The organism is Aliiglaciecola sp. 3_MG-2023 (assembly GCF_030548205.1).
In the GTDB taxonomy this organism is placed as follows: domain Bacteria; phylum Pseudomonadota; class Gammaproteobacteria; order Enterobacterales; family Alteromonadaceae; genus Aliiglaciecola.
Map to the genome: position 1 here is coordinate 38,089 of NZ_JAUORV010000022.1, position 18,336 is coordinate 56,424.

Consider the following 18,336-nt stretch of genomic DNA (forward strand, 5'->3'; position numbering starts at 1 on the left):
CATACTGTTCGTCTTTTGTTTTTTTAAACCATTTTGTTGCTAAATATAGTAAATGGTCATACCTATTTTGCTGCCAACTATGTTATGGTTCTATGCATATAAGTATTTTGTCTAACGCTTGAATTTACGTGGAAAATAAACATGACTAACTCTATTCCGTCAGTGACTCATTTGAAACAGCTTGAAGCTGAAAGTATTCATATTTTCAGAGAAGTTGCTGCAGAATTCGATAACCCTGTAATGCTCTATTCGGTAGGTAAGGACTCTTCAGTATTATTACACCTTGCCCGCAAAGCTTTTGCTCCCGGCAAAATTCCTTTTCCTCTTTTACACGTTGATACCACGTGGAAATTTCACGAAATGATAGAGTTTCGTGACAAGATGGCCAAAAAGCACGATCTAGATTTGCTAGTACATATTAATCAAGAAGGGATTGATATGGGAGTGGGTCCATTTACCCATGGTAGTGCAAAGCATACCGATATAATGAAAACCGCTGGTTTAAAACAAGCTTTAAATAAATATAAGTTTGATGCCGCTTTCGGTGGTGCCCGTCGTGATGAAGAAAAATCGCGCGCCAAAGAAAGAGTATACTCTTTCCGTGATGATAACCATCGTTGGGATCCTAAAAATCAGCGTCCTGAATTGTGGAATATTTATAATTCTCAAATTAATAAAGGTGAGAGCATTCGTGTATTTCCAATGTCGAACTGGACAGAATTAGATATTTGGCAATATATTTATCTAGAAAATATTGAAATCCCTTCACTGTACCTTGCGAAACCAAGACCTGTGGTTGAAAGAGATGGCGTATTGTTTATGGTTGACGATGACCGTATGCCTTTAGAAGAAGGTGAAGTACCTGAAATGCGTTCTGTCAGATTCAGAACATTAGGGTGCTACCCATTAACGGGTGCAGTGGAATCAGAAGCTGACACGTTACCTGAAGTTATCCAAGAGATGTTGTTGACGAAAACGTCAGAACGTCAGGGAAGAGTGATTGATCACGACTCTTCCGGTTCAATGGAGAAGAAAAAGATGGAAGGATATTTTTAATGGCTACCAACATCGTATGGCATCAACATGAAGTAGACAAAAAACGCAGAGCCGAAGCAAAAGCACAAAAACCGTCAGTAATATGGCTTACGGGTTTGAGCGGCTCTGGAAAATCTACGATTGCTAATTTATTAGAAAAAAAATTAGCAGAAGCGAGTAAGCATACTTATTTACTTGATGGCGACAATGTACGCCATGGTTTATGTGGTGACTTAGGTTTTAGTGATTCAGATAGAGTAGAAAACATTCGTCGAATCAGTGAAGTAGCTAAATTATTTGTCGACTCAGGGTTAATTGTATTAACGGCTTTCATTTCCCCATTTAAAGCAGATAGAGATTTTTGTCGCGGTTTATTGTCCGAAGGTGAATTTATCGAAGTCTTTGTGGATACCCCGATAGAAGTTTGCGAACAGCGAGATCCAAAGGGCCTTTATCAAAAAGCACGTCAAGGCGATATTAAGGACTTCACTGGCATTGATTCGGCCTACGAAACGCCTGAAAATCCAGAAATCCACTTAACGTATTCAGGTCAAACCGCTGAAGAATCCGCGGAGTTACTATTTAAGATGCTACAGGAAAAAGGATTTTTAGATTAATGTTTGATCACGCTCTCGCAACGCAAGTAGCTGAAATAACCCATAAAGCAGGGGCAGCCATACTTGAAATTTATAAAAAAGATTTCGCGATTTACGAAAAGTCTGATGAAAGCCCTTTGACCGAGGCGGATTTAGCCGCTCATCACATCATTGTTGATGGTCTTAAGGAAATTTCTGAACTCCCTATCTTATCTGAAGAATCTGCCAGTATCGACTGGAAAACGAGACAAACTTGGGATGACTATTGGTTAGTTGACCCTTTGGATGGGACAAAAGAATTCGTAAAGAAAAACGGTGAATTTACCGTTAACATTGCATTAATTAGTGCCGGAAAACCAATTTTAGGTGTTGTGTATGCGCCTGTCTTAAATTCGACCTACGTGGGTGTAGAAGGTTTAGGTGCTTATAAAATTGATGGCGGAGAAATTAACGATATCAAAGTTAGCCCTCATCAAGAAGGTGAAACATGGCAAGTCGTTGGTAGCCGCTCCCACCAAAGCCCTGAAATTACATCGTTACTTGAATCTTTACCAGGTGAGACTGAGTTAGTCGCTATGGGAAGTTCACTTAAACTGTGTTTGGTTGCTGAAGGCAAAGCGCATTTGTATCCTCGGTTAGGACCAACGTCTGAGTGGGATACTGGGGCAGCACAAGCTGTAGTTGAAGCTGCTGGCGGTAAAGTCACTGTGATTACTTCAGAGAACCCTTTGGATCCCGACGCTCCAGCGTTACGTTACAATCAAAAAGATTCTGTATTAAACCCTTATTTTTTGGTGAGTTGCTAAAATATGAATAGCGAAAACACATTATTACAACAAGATATATTGTCATACTTAGATCAACATGAGAAAAAAGATCTTCTTCGATTTTTAACCTGTGGTAGCGTTGATGACGGTAAGAGTACACTTATCGGACGTTTACTACACGACTCAAAAATGATCTATGAAGATCAGCTTGCCGCAATCACCAAAGATAGCAAAAAAGTTGGAACAACTGGTGAAAAAGTCGACCTAGCGCTACTAGTTGACGGACTGCAATCTGAGCGTGAGCAAGGTATAACAATAGATGTAGCCTATCGCTATTTTTCTACTGACAAGCGCAAATTCATTATTGCTGACACCCCAGGACACGAACAATATACTCGTAACATGGTAACAGGTGCATCTACCTGCCAAATGGCGATTATTTTAGTGGATGCTCGCGCTGGCGTGAAAACCCAAACTCGTCGTCATTCGTTTTTGGTTTCTTTGTTGGGTATAAAACACGTTATCGTGGCTATCAACAAAATGGATTTGATGGATTACAGTCAAACTGTTTTTGAAGAGATTAAACAAGACTATTTAGAATTTTCAAAACAACTCGATATCCCTGATATTAGTTTTATCCCACTATCGGCTCTAGATGGCGATAACGTGGTCAATAAGAGTGAGCATACGCCTTGGTATACTGGCGATACTTTGATGACAGCATTGGAAAATATAGAAATTGATAAAGATTTAAATTTAGATGATTTCCGATTCCCAGTGCAATATGTTAACCGCCCTCACCTCAACTTCCGAGGCTTTGCCGGTACTGTTGTTTCTGGTCAAATTGCAGTTGGCGATAAGGTAACCACTCTACCTTCTGGTAAACAATCAACCGTAAAATCAATTGTTAACTTTGAAGGTGAGCAAGAGCTTGCTCACGCTCCACTTACAACTACCCTAACCTTAGAAGATGAAATAGACATTTCTCGTGGTGATATGATTGTGAAGTCGGATAATCTGCCTTTACATGGGAACACATTTAAAACCCATTTGGTTTGGATGGATGAAGAAGCACTTATTCCTAATAAGCAATATGGTTTCAAATTCGCAACCAAATTTGTACCTGGGTCGGTTACGAATATCAATTATTTAATTGATGTGAATACCATGGAAAAGAAAGATGCTGTGCATTTGAACCTAAATGAAATTGCCGTTGCTAATATCAAGCTTACGCAAATAGTAGCCTGTGACCCTTACACGGAAAATCGTGCTACCGGTGCGTTCATTATTATCGACAGAGTAACAAATGGAACTGTGGGTGCGGGCATGATAATCGAACAAACCCAGGCAACGACTGCCACTAATCAATTTTCAGAGTTTGAAATTGAGTTTAATACCTTGGTTAGAAAACATTTTCCTCACTGGAATGCCACTGATATAACTAAATTATAATTAGTTATACTTCCAACTGTGGATATTAATCAAGTTGCTGTTGTAGCGATTTTTTTCGCGACCATTGCGGCGCTTATCTTTACTGATAAGCGCCCTTCTTCTGTGTTTGCTGGTTCAACATTAGCGCTTATGTTGAGCGGCCAAATCACCTTCTCAGAAGTAGCACATAACCTTACCAACGAAGGTTTACTCACCCTTATTATACTATTACTGGTGAGTACCGCCGTTGATAAGACATCCATGATTAAAAATCTAGGAAGAAAATTAATCACAGCTAGTTTTAAGGCCAGTTATTGGCGATTATTCGGACTCACTTTTGCCTCATCTGCGTTACTCAACAACACTGCTGTCGTTGCTAGTATGATTGCGCCTATTAGTCAAAACCAGCATCACCCCGCCTCAAAATTATTGATTCCTCTGTCTTACTCCGCAATTTTAGGGGGGACAGTCACTCTTATCGGTACATCGACAAACCTGATTGTGGATAGTTTCCTTATTGAGCAAGGACATCCTGGATTCCAGTTCTGGGACTTCACCTTTTACGGTTTGATTGCGGGTTTAAGTTGTGGCTTATTAATGTTCGTATTAACGCCACTGTTGCCGAATATTGAGACGCGAAAAGGGAGCTTTCAATATTATTTTATTGAAGCTGAAGTGATTGCAGAATCAGAATTAATTGGCAAAACCGTAGAGCAGAATCATCTCCGAAACTTGCCTGAATTATTTTTAGTTGAAATTATTCGTGATGGCCAATTAATAAGTCCAGTAGCCCCTGACTTGATGATTTTAGAAAACGATAAATTAATTTTTTCCGGAAACATTAAGAACGTGGACAGCCTTTCACATATAAAAGGTTTAGTATTATTTGCAGAAACCGATGGCTTATTGCGAGATAATTTGACAGAAGTTATCATCTCAAATCGTGCACAAATTTTAGGTAAAACCCTTAAGGCTGTAGGGTTTAGAGCTTTATTTGATGCCGCTGTCGTTGCAATAAGAAGAGATGGTGAGCAACTATCTGGTAAGTTAGGAGAAATTAAGTTACAAGCAGGTGATTTTTTGCTCCTTGCAACCGGTCAAGACTTTGTAAACAGGCACAACTTAAGTAAAAACTTTTTTATCATTTCTGAGCAAAAAATTTCTACTCGACTAAATAAACTTCAAGAATATCTCACTATCGGAGGCTTCTTACTCACCATATTATTAGCCGCGACTTCGGTCTTAAGTTTGTCATCAGGCTTATTATTTTTCATGGCCGCTTTAGTTATTGCAGGAGTAATAAACAATTCAGAATTAAAACGGAACATTCCAATAAACTTAGTGATCGTTATTGTTGGAGCTTTAAGCTTAGCTACAGCATTATCGTCTTCTGGTGTGATTGAACTACTAACGGGATCATTAACTCCCTTTATAAATAATGGCAGTCCTTTTTTAGCATTGCTGATTGTTTACGGTTTAACCTTACTGTTAACAGAATTAGTCACCAATAATGCAGCTGCAGCCTTAATGTTTCCTTTTGCATACGGTGTGGTTGAAGCCCTGAGTGTTCCATTAATGCCATTTGCCTTAGCGGTAGCTTTCGCCGCCAGTGCTAGCTTTTTATCTCCTTATGGATACCAAACCAATTTATTAGCCTTCAATGCTGCAAATTATAAATTTAAACACTTCATCAACTTTGGCTGGCCGGTATCATTACTCTACTCAAGTATTGTTTTACTGCTGTTAAAATACTCTTACGGGTTATAACACTATTTTCTTGATTTCGACTTAGCGCAAAAGCCTAACTAAATAGGTGTTAATATGGACACTGTTAATATGGACACCCATAGATATTAATATAGACACCCACCGACATTGCAGTGTCCCCATCACTATCGCGTTTTTTAACCTTGACAGTCACCTTTATATTCTTGGCTTCCTCCTCAATATTACAATCAATACTCAAACTAGACCTATAATCCATTTAAACTATACTAATGCCTTCAAGTTTAAGACTAAGCTAAAGTGACCTATATTGAAAATGGAGCGAAGAATGGCTTTAGCTCGAAAGCACCAGGTCAGCTTGGTTGATACGTCATATTATCATTGTGTTTCTCGGTGTGTACGTCGAGCCTACTTATGTGGTAGGGATGCTTACAGCGGCAAAAATTATGAACATCGTCGTCGATGGGTTGAGGATAGATTATTACTACTAGCTCATGTTTTTTGCATTGATATTTGCGCTTATGCTGTTATGAGCAACCATATTCATGTGGTTTTACACGTAAATAAAAGCAAAGCGCTTAGTTTGTCTGATAGAGAGGTAGTAGAAAACTGGCACAAAATACACAAGCCTACCCATTTAGCGCAACAGTCGCTTCAAACTAACCCTCCGAAGTTAAATGAAGTGCAGTTACAAACCTTAAAACAAACAATTTCAATATATCGTCAACGCCTTTTTGATATAAGCTGGTTTATGCGTGAGCTTAATGAACCCATAGCGAGACGAGCAAATCGAGAGGATCAATGCACCGGACACTTCTGGGAAGGCAGATTTAAATCTCAGGCATTATTAGATGAAAAAGCTTTAGCAGCTTGTATGGTTTATGTCGATTTGAATCCAATTAGAGCGAGTACAGCAACGACTCTAGAAATGTCACACCACACCAGCATTAAGCGACGCTTGAAGGCCTTTGAAAAAGGTAAACAACCTCCAGATTTGATGCCTTTTTTAGCAACTAACAAAAAGTGGTGTCTACCATTTTGCCTTTCTGACTACGTTAGCTTAGTGAAAACAACTGCCGAAATCCCCACTCTATCACAAAGTGATTTTCCGATAAAAAATCAACCCAATATTCTAACGAAACTGCAATTGGTTGGATCGACTTGGTACGCGGAAAGTCTTCATTTCGAATCTATTTATAATGTTGCTGCTGGCAGTTATAAAAATCGGCAACAATTCAAAAAGCACACAAACAGGAAACGTATGGTAAGTGTTGATGAGCAATACTATTGAATAAAAACAGATTAAAATAGATCCCTTCAATACGAAATTCGAATGCTAATGTTATAGAGAAAGTTATCTAAACAGCACTTTTTCTTTATTAAACCAATTTACACAAAATGCCAACAAACCAACGGCAATTAATGCTGTTGAACCAAAAATAGCAATTAGCTGAAAATAGTCCATTGTGCCTTTAATCAACTCTTTGATAGCCAAAGCAACATTAGTCAAAGGAACCCATGCCCATGCTCCTTTTAACTCAACTCCTGGTGCCATCGCTAAAAAAATTGGTATAAAGAGCAACATCATCAGGGTTCCCATATAGCTTTGTGCTTCTTTATAGCTCTTCGCGTAAATGGACAAGCTCAATAATATAGAAGCAAAAATAGCCACAACAGGTACAAGCATTAAAAACATCAGAATAAAGTCGACAGCCCCTATAGAGGACATAAAGGTCACCACGAACTGAATCGCCAAACCTTGGCTAAGTATGACGCCCCATAACGCCATGCTAGATACTGTTATAAGGGCTGAAGTTAAACCAGCAAATGCAATGGTTAAAAACTTACCGAGTACTATTTTATAACGCTCAATTGGTGAAATTAATAATGTCTCTAAAGTTCCCCTTTCTTTCTCTCCAGCACCTAAATCTGCGGCGGGGAACATTGCACCTTGCAGACACAATATAAAAATAAAATAAGGAATGAGTCCGCCAATTTTTTCGCCCCAATTTTCTCTAGTATTGGCAGTGTTAATTTTCTCTAAAATAATTGGTTTCAAAACTGCAACACTTTGTTTTTCTGATAGATTTAACTTCTTAAACGCTATTTCTCTTAACTTTTTAACCTGTTCATCGACTATTTCGTTTACTCGATAAAAAACCCTATTAAGACCAGAATCATTTAGATGGAGTTTTAATAGTGCCTGTCCAGTTTGTAAAATATCATTTGAATAATTTGCGGGGATTTCCAAAACAAAATCAACGGTATTGTCTTGAATTAGTTTTTTATAATCTGCTTTTGGGTCAATTTCAATTCGATTAAACCCTTTTAACTGCAACAATTTCGTGTCAATTTCAGGGGCGTATTCAGCTCCTATTAAAGCGTAATTCAACACTTTATTTTGCGCTTCAGTAGCAGCATTTTGAGCGAAATATATGGCTATACCAGCAAAAGCAGGCATAACGAGTATAGGGACTGCAATCATAAAAAATAACGTTTTTTTATCTCTAACTAATTCTTTTAATTCTTTTAACAATACCAACCACATTACTGCTCTCCTTGTTGAATAGTGGCTAAGAATGCCGCATGCAAATTTTGGTTCTGTGCCTGTCCTCTAAACTCATCGACGCTGCCATCGAATTGACTAACCCCATTATCAATTACTGTAACTCTGTCACATAGCTCTTCCACTTCGCCTAGATGGTGAGTTGAAAAAATGACCGGAATACCTTTATTTTTCAAACCTCGAATAAAATCTAGCACGGTTTGGGTTGCCATAATGTCTAACCCCGTAGTAGGTTCATCCAAAATAACAACTTCTGGATTATGAATAACCGCTCTAGCAATCGAAGTTTTTTGTTTCATTCCTGTAGAAAAGTTTTCACTTCTGCGATCTAAAAATGTCTCCATTTCTAACAAGGCCGACAACTCCTCGATGCGGTTTTCTATTTGTAATTTATTCATTCCATGAAGCTGACCAAAGTACTCAATATTTTCACGCCCCGTTAAACGACCATACAGCCCTGTTGTACCAGATAAAAATCCAATTTTCTGACGGGCGATTAAAGGGTCTTCCAACACATTAACTTCATTGATATAAACACTACCGTGATTTGGTTGTAAGGCAGTTGACAACATCCTCAATGTAGTTGTTTTACCCGCACCGTTAGGACCAAGTAAACCTAGTACCTGGCCTTTTTCTACTGTAAAAGTAACGTCTAAAACTGAATGGAAATATCGACCTTTAAGACGGGGATCTTTCTTTTCTTGTTCACTAAGTTTTTTAGGATTCTCAACCACGAATTTCTTAGCTAAATTCTTAATTTCTATCATTACTTTTCCCTGATTACACCTAAACTGGCTAACCTCAATCGATCAAAAACAACTGCATTTTTTGCTATTTTAGACACACTTATTCAATAGTGTATAACTTATTGGATTTATTACATATAATTGAGGACATCCTAGCTTGATTTTTTATGGCCTACATCATTCACCTTAAATTTATTGAGCTTTAAAACTTAACCCAACTTGAGCACTTTGTTATGCAACCGAATAATGCTTTGCAAGCATCTCTACAAATATTCACAAAACCAAATGGTGTATTTGAAGCGGTAAACAATAATGACAACTGGTCATGGATACCGTTTTTATTGGTTATGAGCTTTGTTTTACTGCCACTATATTTGTACTACAACTTTGTCGATTTCGAGTGGTATCGCAATTTTATCGTTGACAGTACAGCGGGTAACCTTAGTCCAGCCGAACAAAATAATATTAGAGCGCAAATCAGACCAGGATATCTAGTCACTGGCATACTTATAGTTGCTTTTTTATTCCAAGTAATCGTTAATGTGATTCTTGCCGCATATCTCAATTTAGTAGCCAAAACGGATGAAGACTGCGTCAATGGATTTACTGATTGGTACGGTTTTACATGGTGGATTTCGCTCCCCGCAGTCATTGGATTTATCGCTGCGATACTTGTGCTTGCATTAGCTGAAAGCAATCAAATGCCAATCAGTGACTTACACCCTTTAGCCCTATCATATTGGTTAGGCTTGAGCGAGGATTCAAAATGGTTTGGTTTAGCTAATTTGATTAAGCCAGAATTATTCTTTAGTGTTTACCTGATGGCAGTAGGCTTAAGCCATTGGACTAAATTCAAAAAAGTTAAAATATACACAGTGGCGATTGCACCATTTGCAATAATTATCTTACTTTGGTTTTTACTAATTATGATGAAATAATTGCCGCAAAAATTTAATTCCGCGCCGGTCTAAAGTATTCCTCGTTCAAATAGAATTCTTTATATCGGTTTGCAGGATACCAACTAGGTATCCCCAAAAGTGGGATTGGTGGCAATTTTCCCGTGTTTGAAAGTGAATTTTTACTCAATAGATAATGATAGAGAGATAAATCTAAAATACTTAGTTGCTGGGCATAATTTTCAGAGAAAAAGCTGTCATTTACTCTTATCGCTAACCATTTTCCAGTTAATCCAATAAACGGATTCAAAAGCATTTCATAATTTGCATGGCCAAAAACAAAAGCTTTAATTTGCGGATTGTCAATTTGGCCATCCTTGTTAGAAGCTACCTTTACATCGTGATCTAACATTGAGCAATGATTTACCCATTTATGCCTGTCTTCGATAAAAACTTTTTGCCATTGATGATTTGCGAGGTATTCACATACCTGTGAATCAGATACGGCTAGAATAATCCCACACTCATCAAATAATGTGATCTGATTCCGCCGCTGAGTGCGTGGAGTCAAACCATGAGCTTGAATATCTTCTACATGCCATTGATTTAAAAGTGTTTTAGTGTTTGGAAAACTGAGCCAAATCAGACCATTAAATAAGTCATGCCATGAGTTTGGCCGCGTAGGAATGACTTTATTTTTAAAAATAATGGTTTCGTAATAGCCGTCGGTTTCAGACATTGAATTCTGACACTTAAACGACAATCCAAAATCATTCCTTGATGCCTGTCCACGTTGATGTTGATAAACGCCAGACGATGCCTGTCCACGTTGAAGAAGGTGAATGCCATTCTCTGTAGTAACCAACTTATCTTTTAAGGTATTGAGGGTATTGGCGTGCAATAAATTGTCGAATTTAGTTAGGCTGTAGCGCTGTTCAAGTTCGCTAAAAGGTGCCCTTTTTATCATGCCTGTCCACAATTCGTGGCACTCACGGGGCGATGGTTGTTTAACTGATGTCATAGGTTACTAGAGTCTTGTTGCTGGATTTCTTATACTGGACGCAAATGTAATAATAAGAGTAACAATATGCAATCAATGCGTTTTATTTTTCCAGTTGTATTTTCTATTTTAGCAATCGTTGGATGTGAACAACTGCCAAATAGTGAAAGTCCACAAAGTAACTTTCAGCAAGTGTATGAAAGTATCAGTGAACAAGAGTTAAAGCAGCACGTCAAAACAATATCTTCAGACGAGTTTGAAGGTAGAGGCCCGACTACCGATGGTGAGACCAAAACCCTCGAATACTTAGTCGACAACTTTAAATCCTTAGGGTTTGAGCCGGGTAATGGCAATAGTTACCTTCAGGCTGTTGAATTAATGGAAATCACCGCCGATCCCAATATGCAGTTACATATGGGGAAAAATACCTTCGAATATCAAAAAAACATGGTGGCCTCATCAAAACGCGAAACTCCCCAAGTTAACCTAAATGACTCAGAGATTGTGTTCGTTGGATATGGCGTAAATGCACCAGAATACAATTGGAATGATTACCAGGGCTTGGATGTAAAAGGTAAGACCGTGGTTATCTTAGTCAATGATCCAGGTTTTGAGAATCCAGAGAGTGGTAAGTTCCAAGGTAAAACCATGACCTACTACGGTCGCTGGACTTATAAATATGAAGAAGCTAGCCGTCAAGGCGCTGAAGCCGCTATTATTGTTCATGAAACAGCTCCTGCGTCTTATGGTTGGTCTGTTGTATCAAACAGTTGGAGTGGTCCCCAATACAGTCTAGTATCTAAAAATGGTAATGCTGACCGTGTTGCTGTAGAAGGTTGGATAAGTCTTGAAGCCGCCAACAAAGTATTTGCTGAAGCTGGACTCGATTTCAGTCAACAGAAAGCTAAAGCCATGCAAGGCCCCTATTCTAAAGCCTTAGGTACCAAGGCTTCTATCACCGTAAACAGTAAATTAAAAAAATCTGTTAGTAATAACGTGATCGCCACATTAAGCGGCAGTGTAGCAGCAGATGAACACATTATTTACACCGCACACTGGGACCATTTAGGTAAAGACAGCAGTTTAAAAGGTGACCAAATTTACAATGGTGCACACGATAACGCCACAGGCGTTGCAGCTAGCTTAACTATGGCAAAAGCATTTTCAGAGCTTTCCATACGCCCCGCCCGTTCAATTACGTTCTTAATTGTTACCGCTGAAGAGCAAGGATTACTAGGCTCTAAATATTATTCTGAGCACCCTATCATTCCCCTAGACAAAACCGTCGCCAATTTAAATATGGATGCGTTAAACGTTTTGGGCAGAACTAAAAATGTGTCAGTTGTGGGCATGGGCAAATCAGAACTTGAGAAATACCTAGCATCTGCCGTGGCAAAACAAGGGCGCTTCCTGACTCAGGAAGACAGACCTGAGGCTGGCTCATACTACCGTTCAGATCACTTCAGCTTCGCCAAACAAGGCGTACCAGCGCTGTATGCGAAAGGCGGAAACCAACCCATAGACGAAGCCACAGCGAAGTATCGTAAGCGTGCCAATGTTGTTGTCAAAGGTTGCTATCATCAGGTTTGTGATCAATTTAGAGAAAATTGGGACTTTGGTGGCATCCAAGAAGATACTCAAATGTTATTCGATGTGGGCTATAGCATTGCCAATTCGAATGATTGGCCACAATGGAGCAAAACCAGCGAATTTCAGCGCTAAAAATTACACCACTGAATAAAAAATGCCAGCAATTTTGCTGGCATTTTTTTAAAGCTTAAAACCTAGTTTATTTTTGACTTTCTTTGATAAAATAACTTAGCTCTTTAATGCAATGACGTAACACTGGATTTAACCTAGTATTTTTACCATTCATAACAAAAAGTTCATGTTCGAATTCAAACATTTTACCGCCACCAACAGGCACCAAACCTAAGCCAGCGCCCTGCTCTTTGGTCATGTAGTCAGGCAGTAGCCCAACATATTCACCCGTCATAATGGCTGACATACAGCCATCGAAAGAATCCGAGAAAGTTTGAATCAATAAGCGACTCTCATCTTGAATATAGTTAGCTGAAGATAGTCCTGAAATCCCGATGGCAGGATAATCTTCAATTTTCAAATTATCAGGCAAAGCTTCTTTATATTTAGCTAAGGGGTGTGAAGGTGCACAGTACAATCGCCCATGGCATATGTGACCTACTGGATGGAAAGTCACTGATTCTGGTTTTACCATATCATAGGTTGAAACAACCAAGTGACACTCACCAGATAAAGCTACATGCTCCACTTCATTGTATAGACGAGTTTGAATATTCACATGAATATCATCAAACTTCTTCATAGTGCTCTTAACCGCTTTACTCACTGCTAGATGCATTGAAAGGGGTAATCCAGCCATTAACACTAAAGTGATATGCCCAGAATAATCATCATGTAGGCTTTTTAAATTAAAAACAAAGTTATCAAAGGCATTGAAAATTCGTTTTGTTTCCTGAAAGACCACTTCACCTTCTTTGGTCATCTGGAACCCCCCACGACCGCGGTGACATAGAACTAAATCCAACCTTTCTTCAAGTTTTTTAATTGCAGCGCTAATATTTGGACGCTGCATTCTCAATACGGGTTCTGCAGCAGTAAACCCATTGCATGATGCTACGGCATAAAATACGCGTAACAGTTTGATGTCTGATTCTTGTAAGCGGTTTAACATAAATACACCAAAGTAAGGTATGTAATTAAATACTCTAATTCCTATATTAGGCAAGCCGCTAAGGTATTACAATCATTAATTACAGTTTATTCTATTGCAGTATTAGTTATTTAGAGTGCCTCACTTAACTATCAAACCTTATCTAAACTCATACCTAAAACAGACTAATGCACGGAATTTCGGCCTGCACAGTTTCATCCAAGCGCTTAAAATTTTTTATTTAATTGCTAGGATAATTTTACGCTTTGTTCCCTAAGTTGTTCTACTTCATCCCTAAGACTTGCTGCTTTCTCAAACTCTAACTCCCGCGCTGCAGTGAACATTTGCTTCTCTAACTCAGCAATTTTGGCCATTAACTCAGTCGCCGTCATTGCTTTGTATGTCTTATTGGCTTCAGCAATTTTCCGCAACTTAACCTTGCCACCTACATCAACTGAATTCCCTTCACCAATATCCATAATATCGGTGATCGGTTTGTTTAATTGCGTAGGTTGAATACCTTCATCTAAATTATGTTGATGTTGCTTTTCTCGACGACGTTGGGTTTCTTTCATCGCCCTTTCCATTGAGCCGGTAATACGATCTGCATAAAGTATTGCTTTACCATTCACGTTACGAGCCGCCCGTCCCATAGACTGGATCAATGATCGATCAGAACGTAAAAAGCCTTCTTTATCTGCATCTAAAATCGCCACTAAAGAGACTTCTGGCATATCTAAGCCTTCGCGCAAGAGATTAATTCCTACCAGAACATCAAACTTCCCTAATCGCAAATCGCGGATAATTTCAATACGCTCAACAGTATCAATGTCAGAATGCAGATAACGCACTCGAATACCATGCTCATCTAAATAGTCGGTGAGATCCTCTGCCATCCGTTTTGTTAGTGTAGTGACTAACACTCTTTCGTTCTTCGCCACTCGCAAGTTTATTTCTGACATTACATCGTCTACTTGGGTGGCAACCGGTCTCACTTCAACTTCAGGATCTAATAAACCTGTTGGCCTAACAACTTGCTCAACAATATCCTCACCTGACTTTTCTATTTCATATTTACCAGGTGTGGCTGACACATAAATGGTTTGCGGAGATATCTGTTCAAACTCATCAAATTTTAGTGGTCGATTATCCAATGCTGACGGCAGTCTAAAACCAAACTCAACTAATGTTTCTTTACGCGAACGATCGCCTTTATACATTGCGCCTATTTGTGAAACTGTTACGTGAGATTCATCCACGAATAACAATCCATCAGCAGGAAAGTAGTCTAATAATGTCGGCGGTGGCTCACCGGGGGCTCTGCCTGATAAATAGCGAGAATAATTTTCAATTCCAGAGCAATACCCTAACTCTTGCATCATTTCCATATCAAACTGAGTACGCTGAACTATGCGCTGTTCTTCCACCAACTTATGGACAGACTTGAGTTGGTCTCTGCGCTCTCTAAGCTCATCTTTGATATGACCAATGGCTTCTAAAATCTTTTCTCTGGGCGTCACATAATGTGTTTTCGGAAAAACCGTAGCTCGTGTAACTGTCTGCTCCACGCTCCCGGTTAGGGGATCAAATAACCTAATGGCATCAATTTCTTCGTCAAATAATTCAACTCTAATCCCCTGCTTCTCGGAGTCCGCGGGAAAAATATCGATCACATCACCGCGCACACGAAACGTGCCGCGCTCGAAAGAGACGTCATTACGACTATACTGTAACTCCGCTAAACGGCGAAGAATCGCCCTTTGATCCATCAAATCGCCTTGACGCAAATGCAGCAACATTTTCATATACGACTCAGGATCACCTAGTCCATAAATAGCCGAAACACTAGAAACGATGATAACGTCACGGCGTTCCATCAAAGATTTAGTGGCAGACAATCGCATTTGTTCAATGTGATCATTTATAGAAGAGTCTTTTTCTATAAAAGTGTCAGTGCTTGGTACATAAGCCTCGGGCTGATAGTAGTCATAATAAGAAACAAAGTATTCAACTGCGTTATTTGGAAAAAATTCTTTCATTTCTCCATATAATTGTGCAGCAAGGGTTTTATTATGAGCAAGAATCAAGGTCGGTCTTTGCACGTGTGAAACAATATTTGCCATTGTGAAGGTTTTACCCGAGCCGGTTACTCCTAACAATGTTTGATTTGCTAATCCGCTTTCCAATCCATCCACCAATTTTTCAATAGCTTGGGGCTGGTCACCAGCAGGTTGATAATGTGAGGATAATTCAAATGGACGACTCAATTTCTTTTCCTTACTCAAATGAAGTAAATGTACACTTAACCAAAGCGAATAAAATTCCTAAACTGGCTGTGTTTGAATATTGGTGCTTTTTTTAAACCAAGCATAGGCCACTATTGCGGTACAAAGGTTTGCCACTATGATGCCGAAAAACAATCCATGGATATCCAGCAACCTACTGCCTAAATAAGCCAAAGGTACAAAAAACAAAAATAACCGAACCACACTCAAAATTAATGCCGAGATCGGCTGATGCATCGCATTGAAAGAAGAATTGGTAAGTATGACAACACCTTGTAACCCATAACCTAAGGGTACGATATACAAGAATAATACGATCAGATCTGCAACTTGTTGTTCTTCTGCGAACAAAGACGCAATATAAGGTGCAACACCACATAATATGAGGTAAACAATAAACTGGATAACCAGCACCGATTTCAGAGAAAGCGAATAACTACTCGCAACCCGTGAGAGTTTATTGGCTCCAAAATTTTGACTAATAAACGGTGGTAAAGACATCGATAACGCTAAAACTAAAATACTCGCAATAGACTCCAAACGACTCCCTACTCCCCATGCAGCAACAGCCCCAGGTCCGTAAGCTGCTATGATTTTAGTGATAACACCACCGGCAATCGGCGTTAACATATTGGCCCCAGCAGCAGGTAAGCCAATTCGTAAAATCCCCCCGCTGGTCAGCCTAAGCTCGTTAAAAGTTAACAATCGTGGAAGCATTAATTTTCGCTTTAAGGCAAGCAAATACAATATATAGAGTAATCCGACTCCCCAAGAAATAGCCGTAGCTAAAGCTGCTCCTTGAATGCCTAACGCAGGGACGGGTCCCCAACCAAAAATTAGAATCGGATCTAAGATAACGTTAATTACCCCGCCAACAGTCATAACTATACTGGGAGTTTTCGTATCACCAGCGGCTCTTAAAACGCTATTTCCAACCATAGGAACCGCTAAAAATATAGCCGCTGCGTACCACAACTCCATGTAATCATAAATGAAAGGAAGCAGTTCGTCGGTCGCCCCCATTGAACGAAATATCGGATCAATTGTTAAATATCCAACAAAGGCTAAAAGCCCCACCAAAATGAGAGAAAGCATAAGTGCGCCAGTAGCAAACTCTTTAGCTAAATGAGTTTCACCGGAACCCAACGAGCGCCCAATAATGGCAGAAGTACCAATGCCCAAACCAATATTTAGACTAATAATGGTAAAGGTCACCGGAAATGTGAAACTAATGGCCGCCAGTTCTTCAGTGCCGAGCATGCTCACAAAAAATGTATCAGCTAAACCAAACGTCATTAACATTATCATTGCCAAAACCATCGGCAAGGTCATTTTTTGCAGAGTTTCGAAAATAGGGCCATTGAGCATATCATTATTACGGCTTGTTGCTTTGGGCTCTTTCACTTTAGTTGTACTCATTAAGGCTAATTGGCAATATTTATAGACATAGCAATAATTCTCACTATGCCAACGCTATTTTTTACTTAGTTTGGAATGTATTTATGCTGCGAAAACAGCCGATCAATTATATGACAGACAGATCATCGAATATATGACTATTTGAATTATTTTAAGGCTTTAGCGCGTTTTTCTACTAATAACCCTTTGCCAAATCAAAAATTATCGCCCCCTTATAAACACATCAAAGATGTTAATAAAATGTCAATTTTTCAACATCTTACTAAACAGTTTAAAGCTATTTCACAAAAATACACACAGGACAATAGGCTTAAGGTAAGTTTATGCTCCAGCTTGGTGCAACTTTTCACTAAAAACAGATAAACTATTGATTATACTGATTAAATATTTTTTTGGAAAAAATATCAAATGCTATATTGACTTCTTTAAACAAATTAGAAATAGCTATCTCAGATCGTTATACACAAACTTATCCACAGGATTAGTGGATAACTGTACTCACGCCAATAAAGCCGCTATGTTACAGTAATGTGACTAAAAATTAGGTAAGTCAACACTAACCTGAGGGGCTTTAATTTTATGTTTCAGAATTATGAAACACTGTTATAAAACACAGTGATCAATCAAATATTTATAACAAAAAGGAATAACAGATCGTATTTATAGCCTCTAATAAAAAAAACGCTATTAGCACTTTAATTGCCGCTTTATGGATCGTTACTTGATCATTAAGCCCGCCTAAACTGTTCAAATAACATACACACTGGTTGCGATTTTGTTACACCTTTTTTAGTGCCTTCAAAAACGTCATGTTTTAGATTAGTCCGATCTTATTTAAAGCAGAAAAAATGAGTTGCTTTAACATGGGTTCTGACTAAATTATGAACAGTGTTTAGCAACGTAAATATATCTGTTGAGCGTATTCGTTCTACTGCATTTAAATTTGAAAAAGATAAACCAGGTCAATTATTCGATTATTAGACGTTTTTACATCAAAAATAGCTGCTTATTCAATCAATTTGAATTAAAGCCCAAAAAACTAAGATATTGTGTTGACAGAACGGTTGATGCTCATTAATATTCGCCTCCGTTGAAATCAGGTCCCCCTTAGCTCAGTTGGTTAGAGCGACGGACTGTTAATCCGCAGGTCCCCCGTTCGAGTCGGGGAGGGGGAGCCA

Annotated in this window: 14 protein-coding genes and 1 tRNA gene; 9 read left to right on the plus strand and 6 right to left on the minus strand. The window is 38.9% G+C overall.

Annotation, left to right across the window (positions count from 1 at the left end; all coding sequences use genetic code 11):
* The first annotated feature begins 141 nt into the window (after positions 1–141).
* From cysD to Q4574_RS19930, 6 genes are all read left to right on the plus strand, one after another.
* Positions 142–1,056, plus strand: a complete 915-nt coding sequence (cysD, locus tag Q4574_RS19905) for a sulfate adenylyltransferase subunit CysD (RefSeq protein ID WP_303477031.1) — start codon at positions 142–144, stop codon at positions 1,054–1,056.
* The gene (cysC, locus tag Q4574_RS19910; protein WP_303477033.1) at positions 1,056–1,652 is read left to right on the plus strand and encodes an adenylyl-sulfate kinase; all 597 of its coding nucleotides are present in this window, start codon (positions 1,056–1,058) and stop codon (positions 1,650–1,652) included. Before cysD ends, cysC begins: the two co-directional genes overlap by 1 nt.
* Positions 1,652–2,437, plus strand: coding sequence for a 3'(2'),5'-bisphosphate nucleotidase CysQ (gene cysQ / locus Q4574_RS19915; RefSeq protein ID WP_303477035.1), 786 nt, complete (start codon positions 1,652–1,654; stop codon positions 2,435–2,437). Before cysC ends, cysQ begins: the two co-directional genes overlap by 1 nt.
* Positions 2,438–2,440: 3 nt before the next feature.
* On the plus strand, positions 2,441–3,850 hold the full coding sequence (gene cysN / locus Q4574_RS19920; RefSeq protein WP_303477037.1) for a sulfate adenylyltransferase subunit CysN: 1,410 nt from the start codon (positions 2,441–2,443) through the stop codon (positions 3,848–3,850).
* An 18-nt stretch (positions 3,851–3,868) separates the two neighbouring features.
* On the plus strand, positions 3,869–5,596 hold the full coding sequence (locus Q4574_RS19925; protein ID WP_303477039.1) for an SLC13 family permease: 1,728 nt from the start codon (positions 3,869–3,871) through the stop codon (positions 5,594–5,596).
* A gap of 286 nt (positions 5,597–5,882) precedes the next feature.
* Complete coding sequence (locus Q4574_RS19930) at positions 5,883–6,845, plus strand: transposase (RefSeq protein ID WP_303477042.1); 963 nt, start codon at positions 5,883–5,885, stop codon at positions 6,843–6,845.
* 63 nt (positions 6,846–6,908) lie between these two features.
* Here Q4574_RS19930 and Q4574_RS19935 read toward each other — a convergent pair whose 3' ends face one another.
* Positions 6,909–8,102: an ABC transporter permease gene (locus Q4574_RS19935; protein ID WP_303477045.1), complete on the minus strand. Its 1,194-nt coding sequence runs from the start codon at positions 8,100–8,102 to the stop codon at positions 6,909–6,911.
* On the minus strand, positions 8,102–8,887 hold the full coding sequence (locus Q4574_RS19940; protein ID WP_303477048.1) for an ATP-binding cassette domain-containing protein: 786 nt from the start codon (positions 8,885–8,887) through the stop codon (positions 8,102–8,104). The genes Q4574_RS19935 and Q4574_RS19940 overlap by 1 nt, the downstream gene beginning before the upstream one ends.
* A gap of 212 nt (positions 8,888–9,099) precedes the next feature.
* On the opposite strand from Q4574_RS19940, the gene Q4574_RS19945 reads away from it, so the two are divergent.
* Complete coding sequence (locus tag Q4574_RS19945) at positions 9,100–9,804, plus strand: YIP1 family protein (protein ID WP_303477051.1); 705 nt, start codon at positions 9,100–9,102, stop codon at positions 9,802–9,804.
* Positions 9,805–9,817: 13 nt separating this feature from the next.
* Here Q4574_RS19945 and Q4574_RS19950 read toward each other — a convergent pair whose 3' ends face one another.
* A complete protein-coding gene (locus Q4574_RS19950) occupies positions 9,818–10,729 on the minus strand; it encodes a DUF3025 domain-containing protein (RefSeq protein WP_303477054.1) in 912 nt (303 codons plus the stop codon).
* Positions 10,730–10,849: 120 nt separating this feature from the next.
* On the opposite strand from Q4574_RS19950, the gene Q4574_RS19955 reads away from it, so the two are divergent.
* The gene (locus Q4574_RS19955) at positions 10,850–12,484 is read left to right on the plus strand and encodes a M28 family metallopeptidase (RefSeq protein WP_303477056.1); all 1,635 of its coding nucleotides are present in this window, start codon (positions 10,850–10,852) and stop codon (positions 12,482–12,484) included.
* Positions 12,485–12,551: 67 nt separating this feature from the next.
* Here Q4574_RS19955 and Q4574_RS19960 read toward each other — a convergent pair whose 3' ends face one another.
* The 3 genes from Q4574_RS19960 to Q4574_RS19970 form a co-directional block, all read right to left on the minus strand.
* Positions 12,552–13,475 (minus strand): LysR family transcriptional regulator, encoded by a 924-nt coding sequence (locus tag Q4574_RS19960; protein ID WP_303477059.1) that lies wholly within the window; start codon positions 13,473–13,475, stop codon positions 12,552–12,554.
* Positions 13,476–13,702: 227 nt separating this feature from the next.
* The gene (gene uvrB, locus Q4574_RS19965) at positions 13,703–15,721 is read right to left on the minus strand and encodes an excinuclease ABC subunit UvrB (RefSeq protein ID WP_303477061.1); all 2,019 of its coding nucleotides are present in this window, start codon (positions 15,719–15,721) and stop codon (positions 13,703–13,705) included.
* Positions 15,722–15,778: 57 nt separating this feature from the next.
* A complete protein-coding gene (locus tag Q4574_RS19970) occupies positions 15,779–17,158 on the minus strand; it encodes an MATE family efflux transporter (RefSeq protein ID WP_303477062.1) in 1,380 nt (459 codons plus the stop codon).
* A gap of 1,101 nt (positions 17,159–18,259) precedes the next feature.
* Between Q4574_RS19970 and Q4574_RS19975 the strand changes: the two genes are divergently transcribed.
* Positions 18,260–18,336 (plus strand) — tRNA-Asn (locus Q4574_RS19975).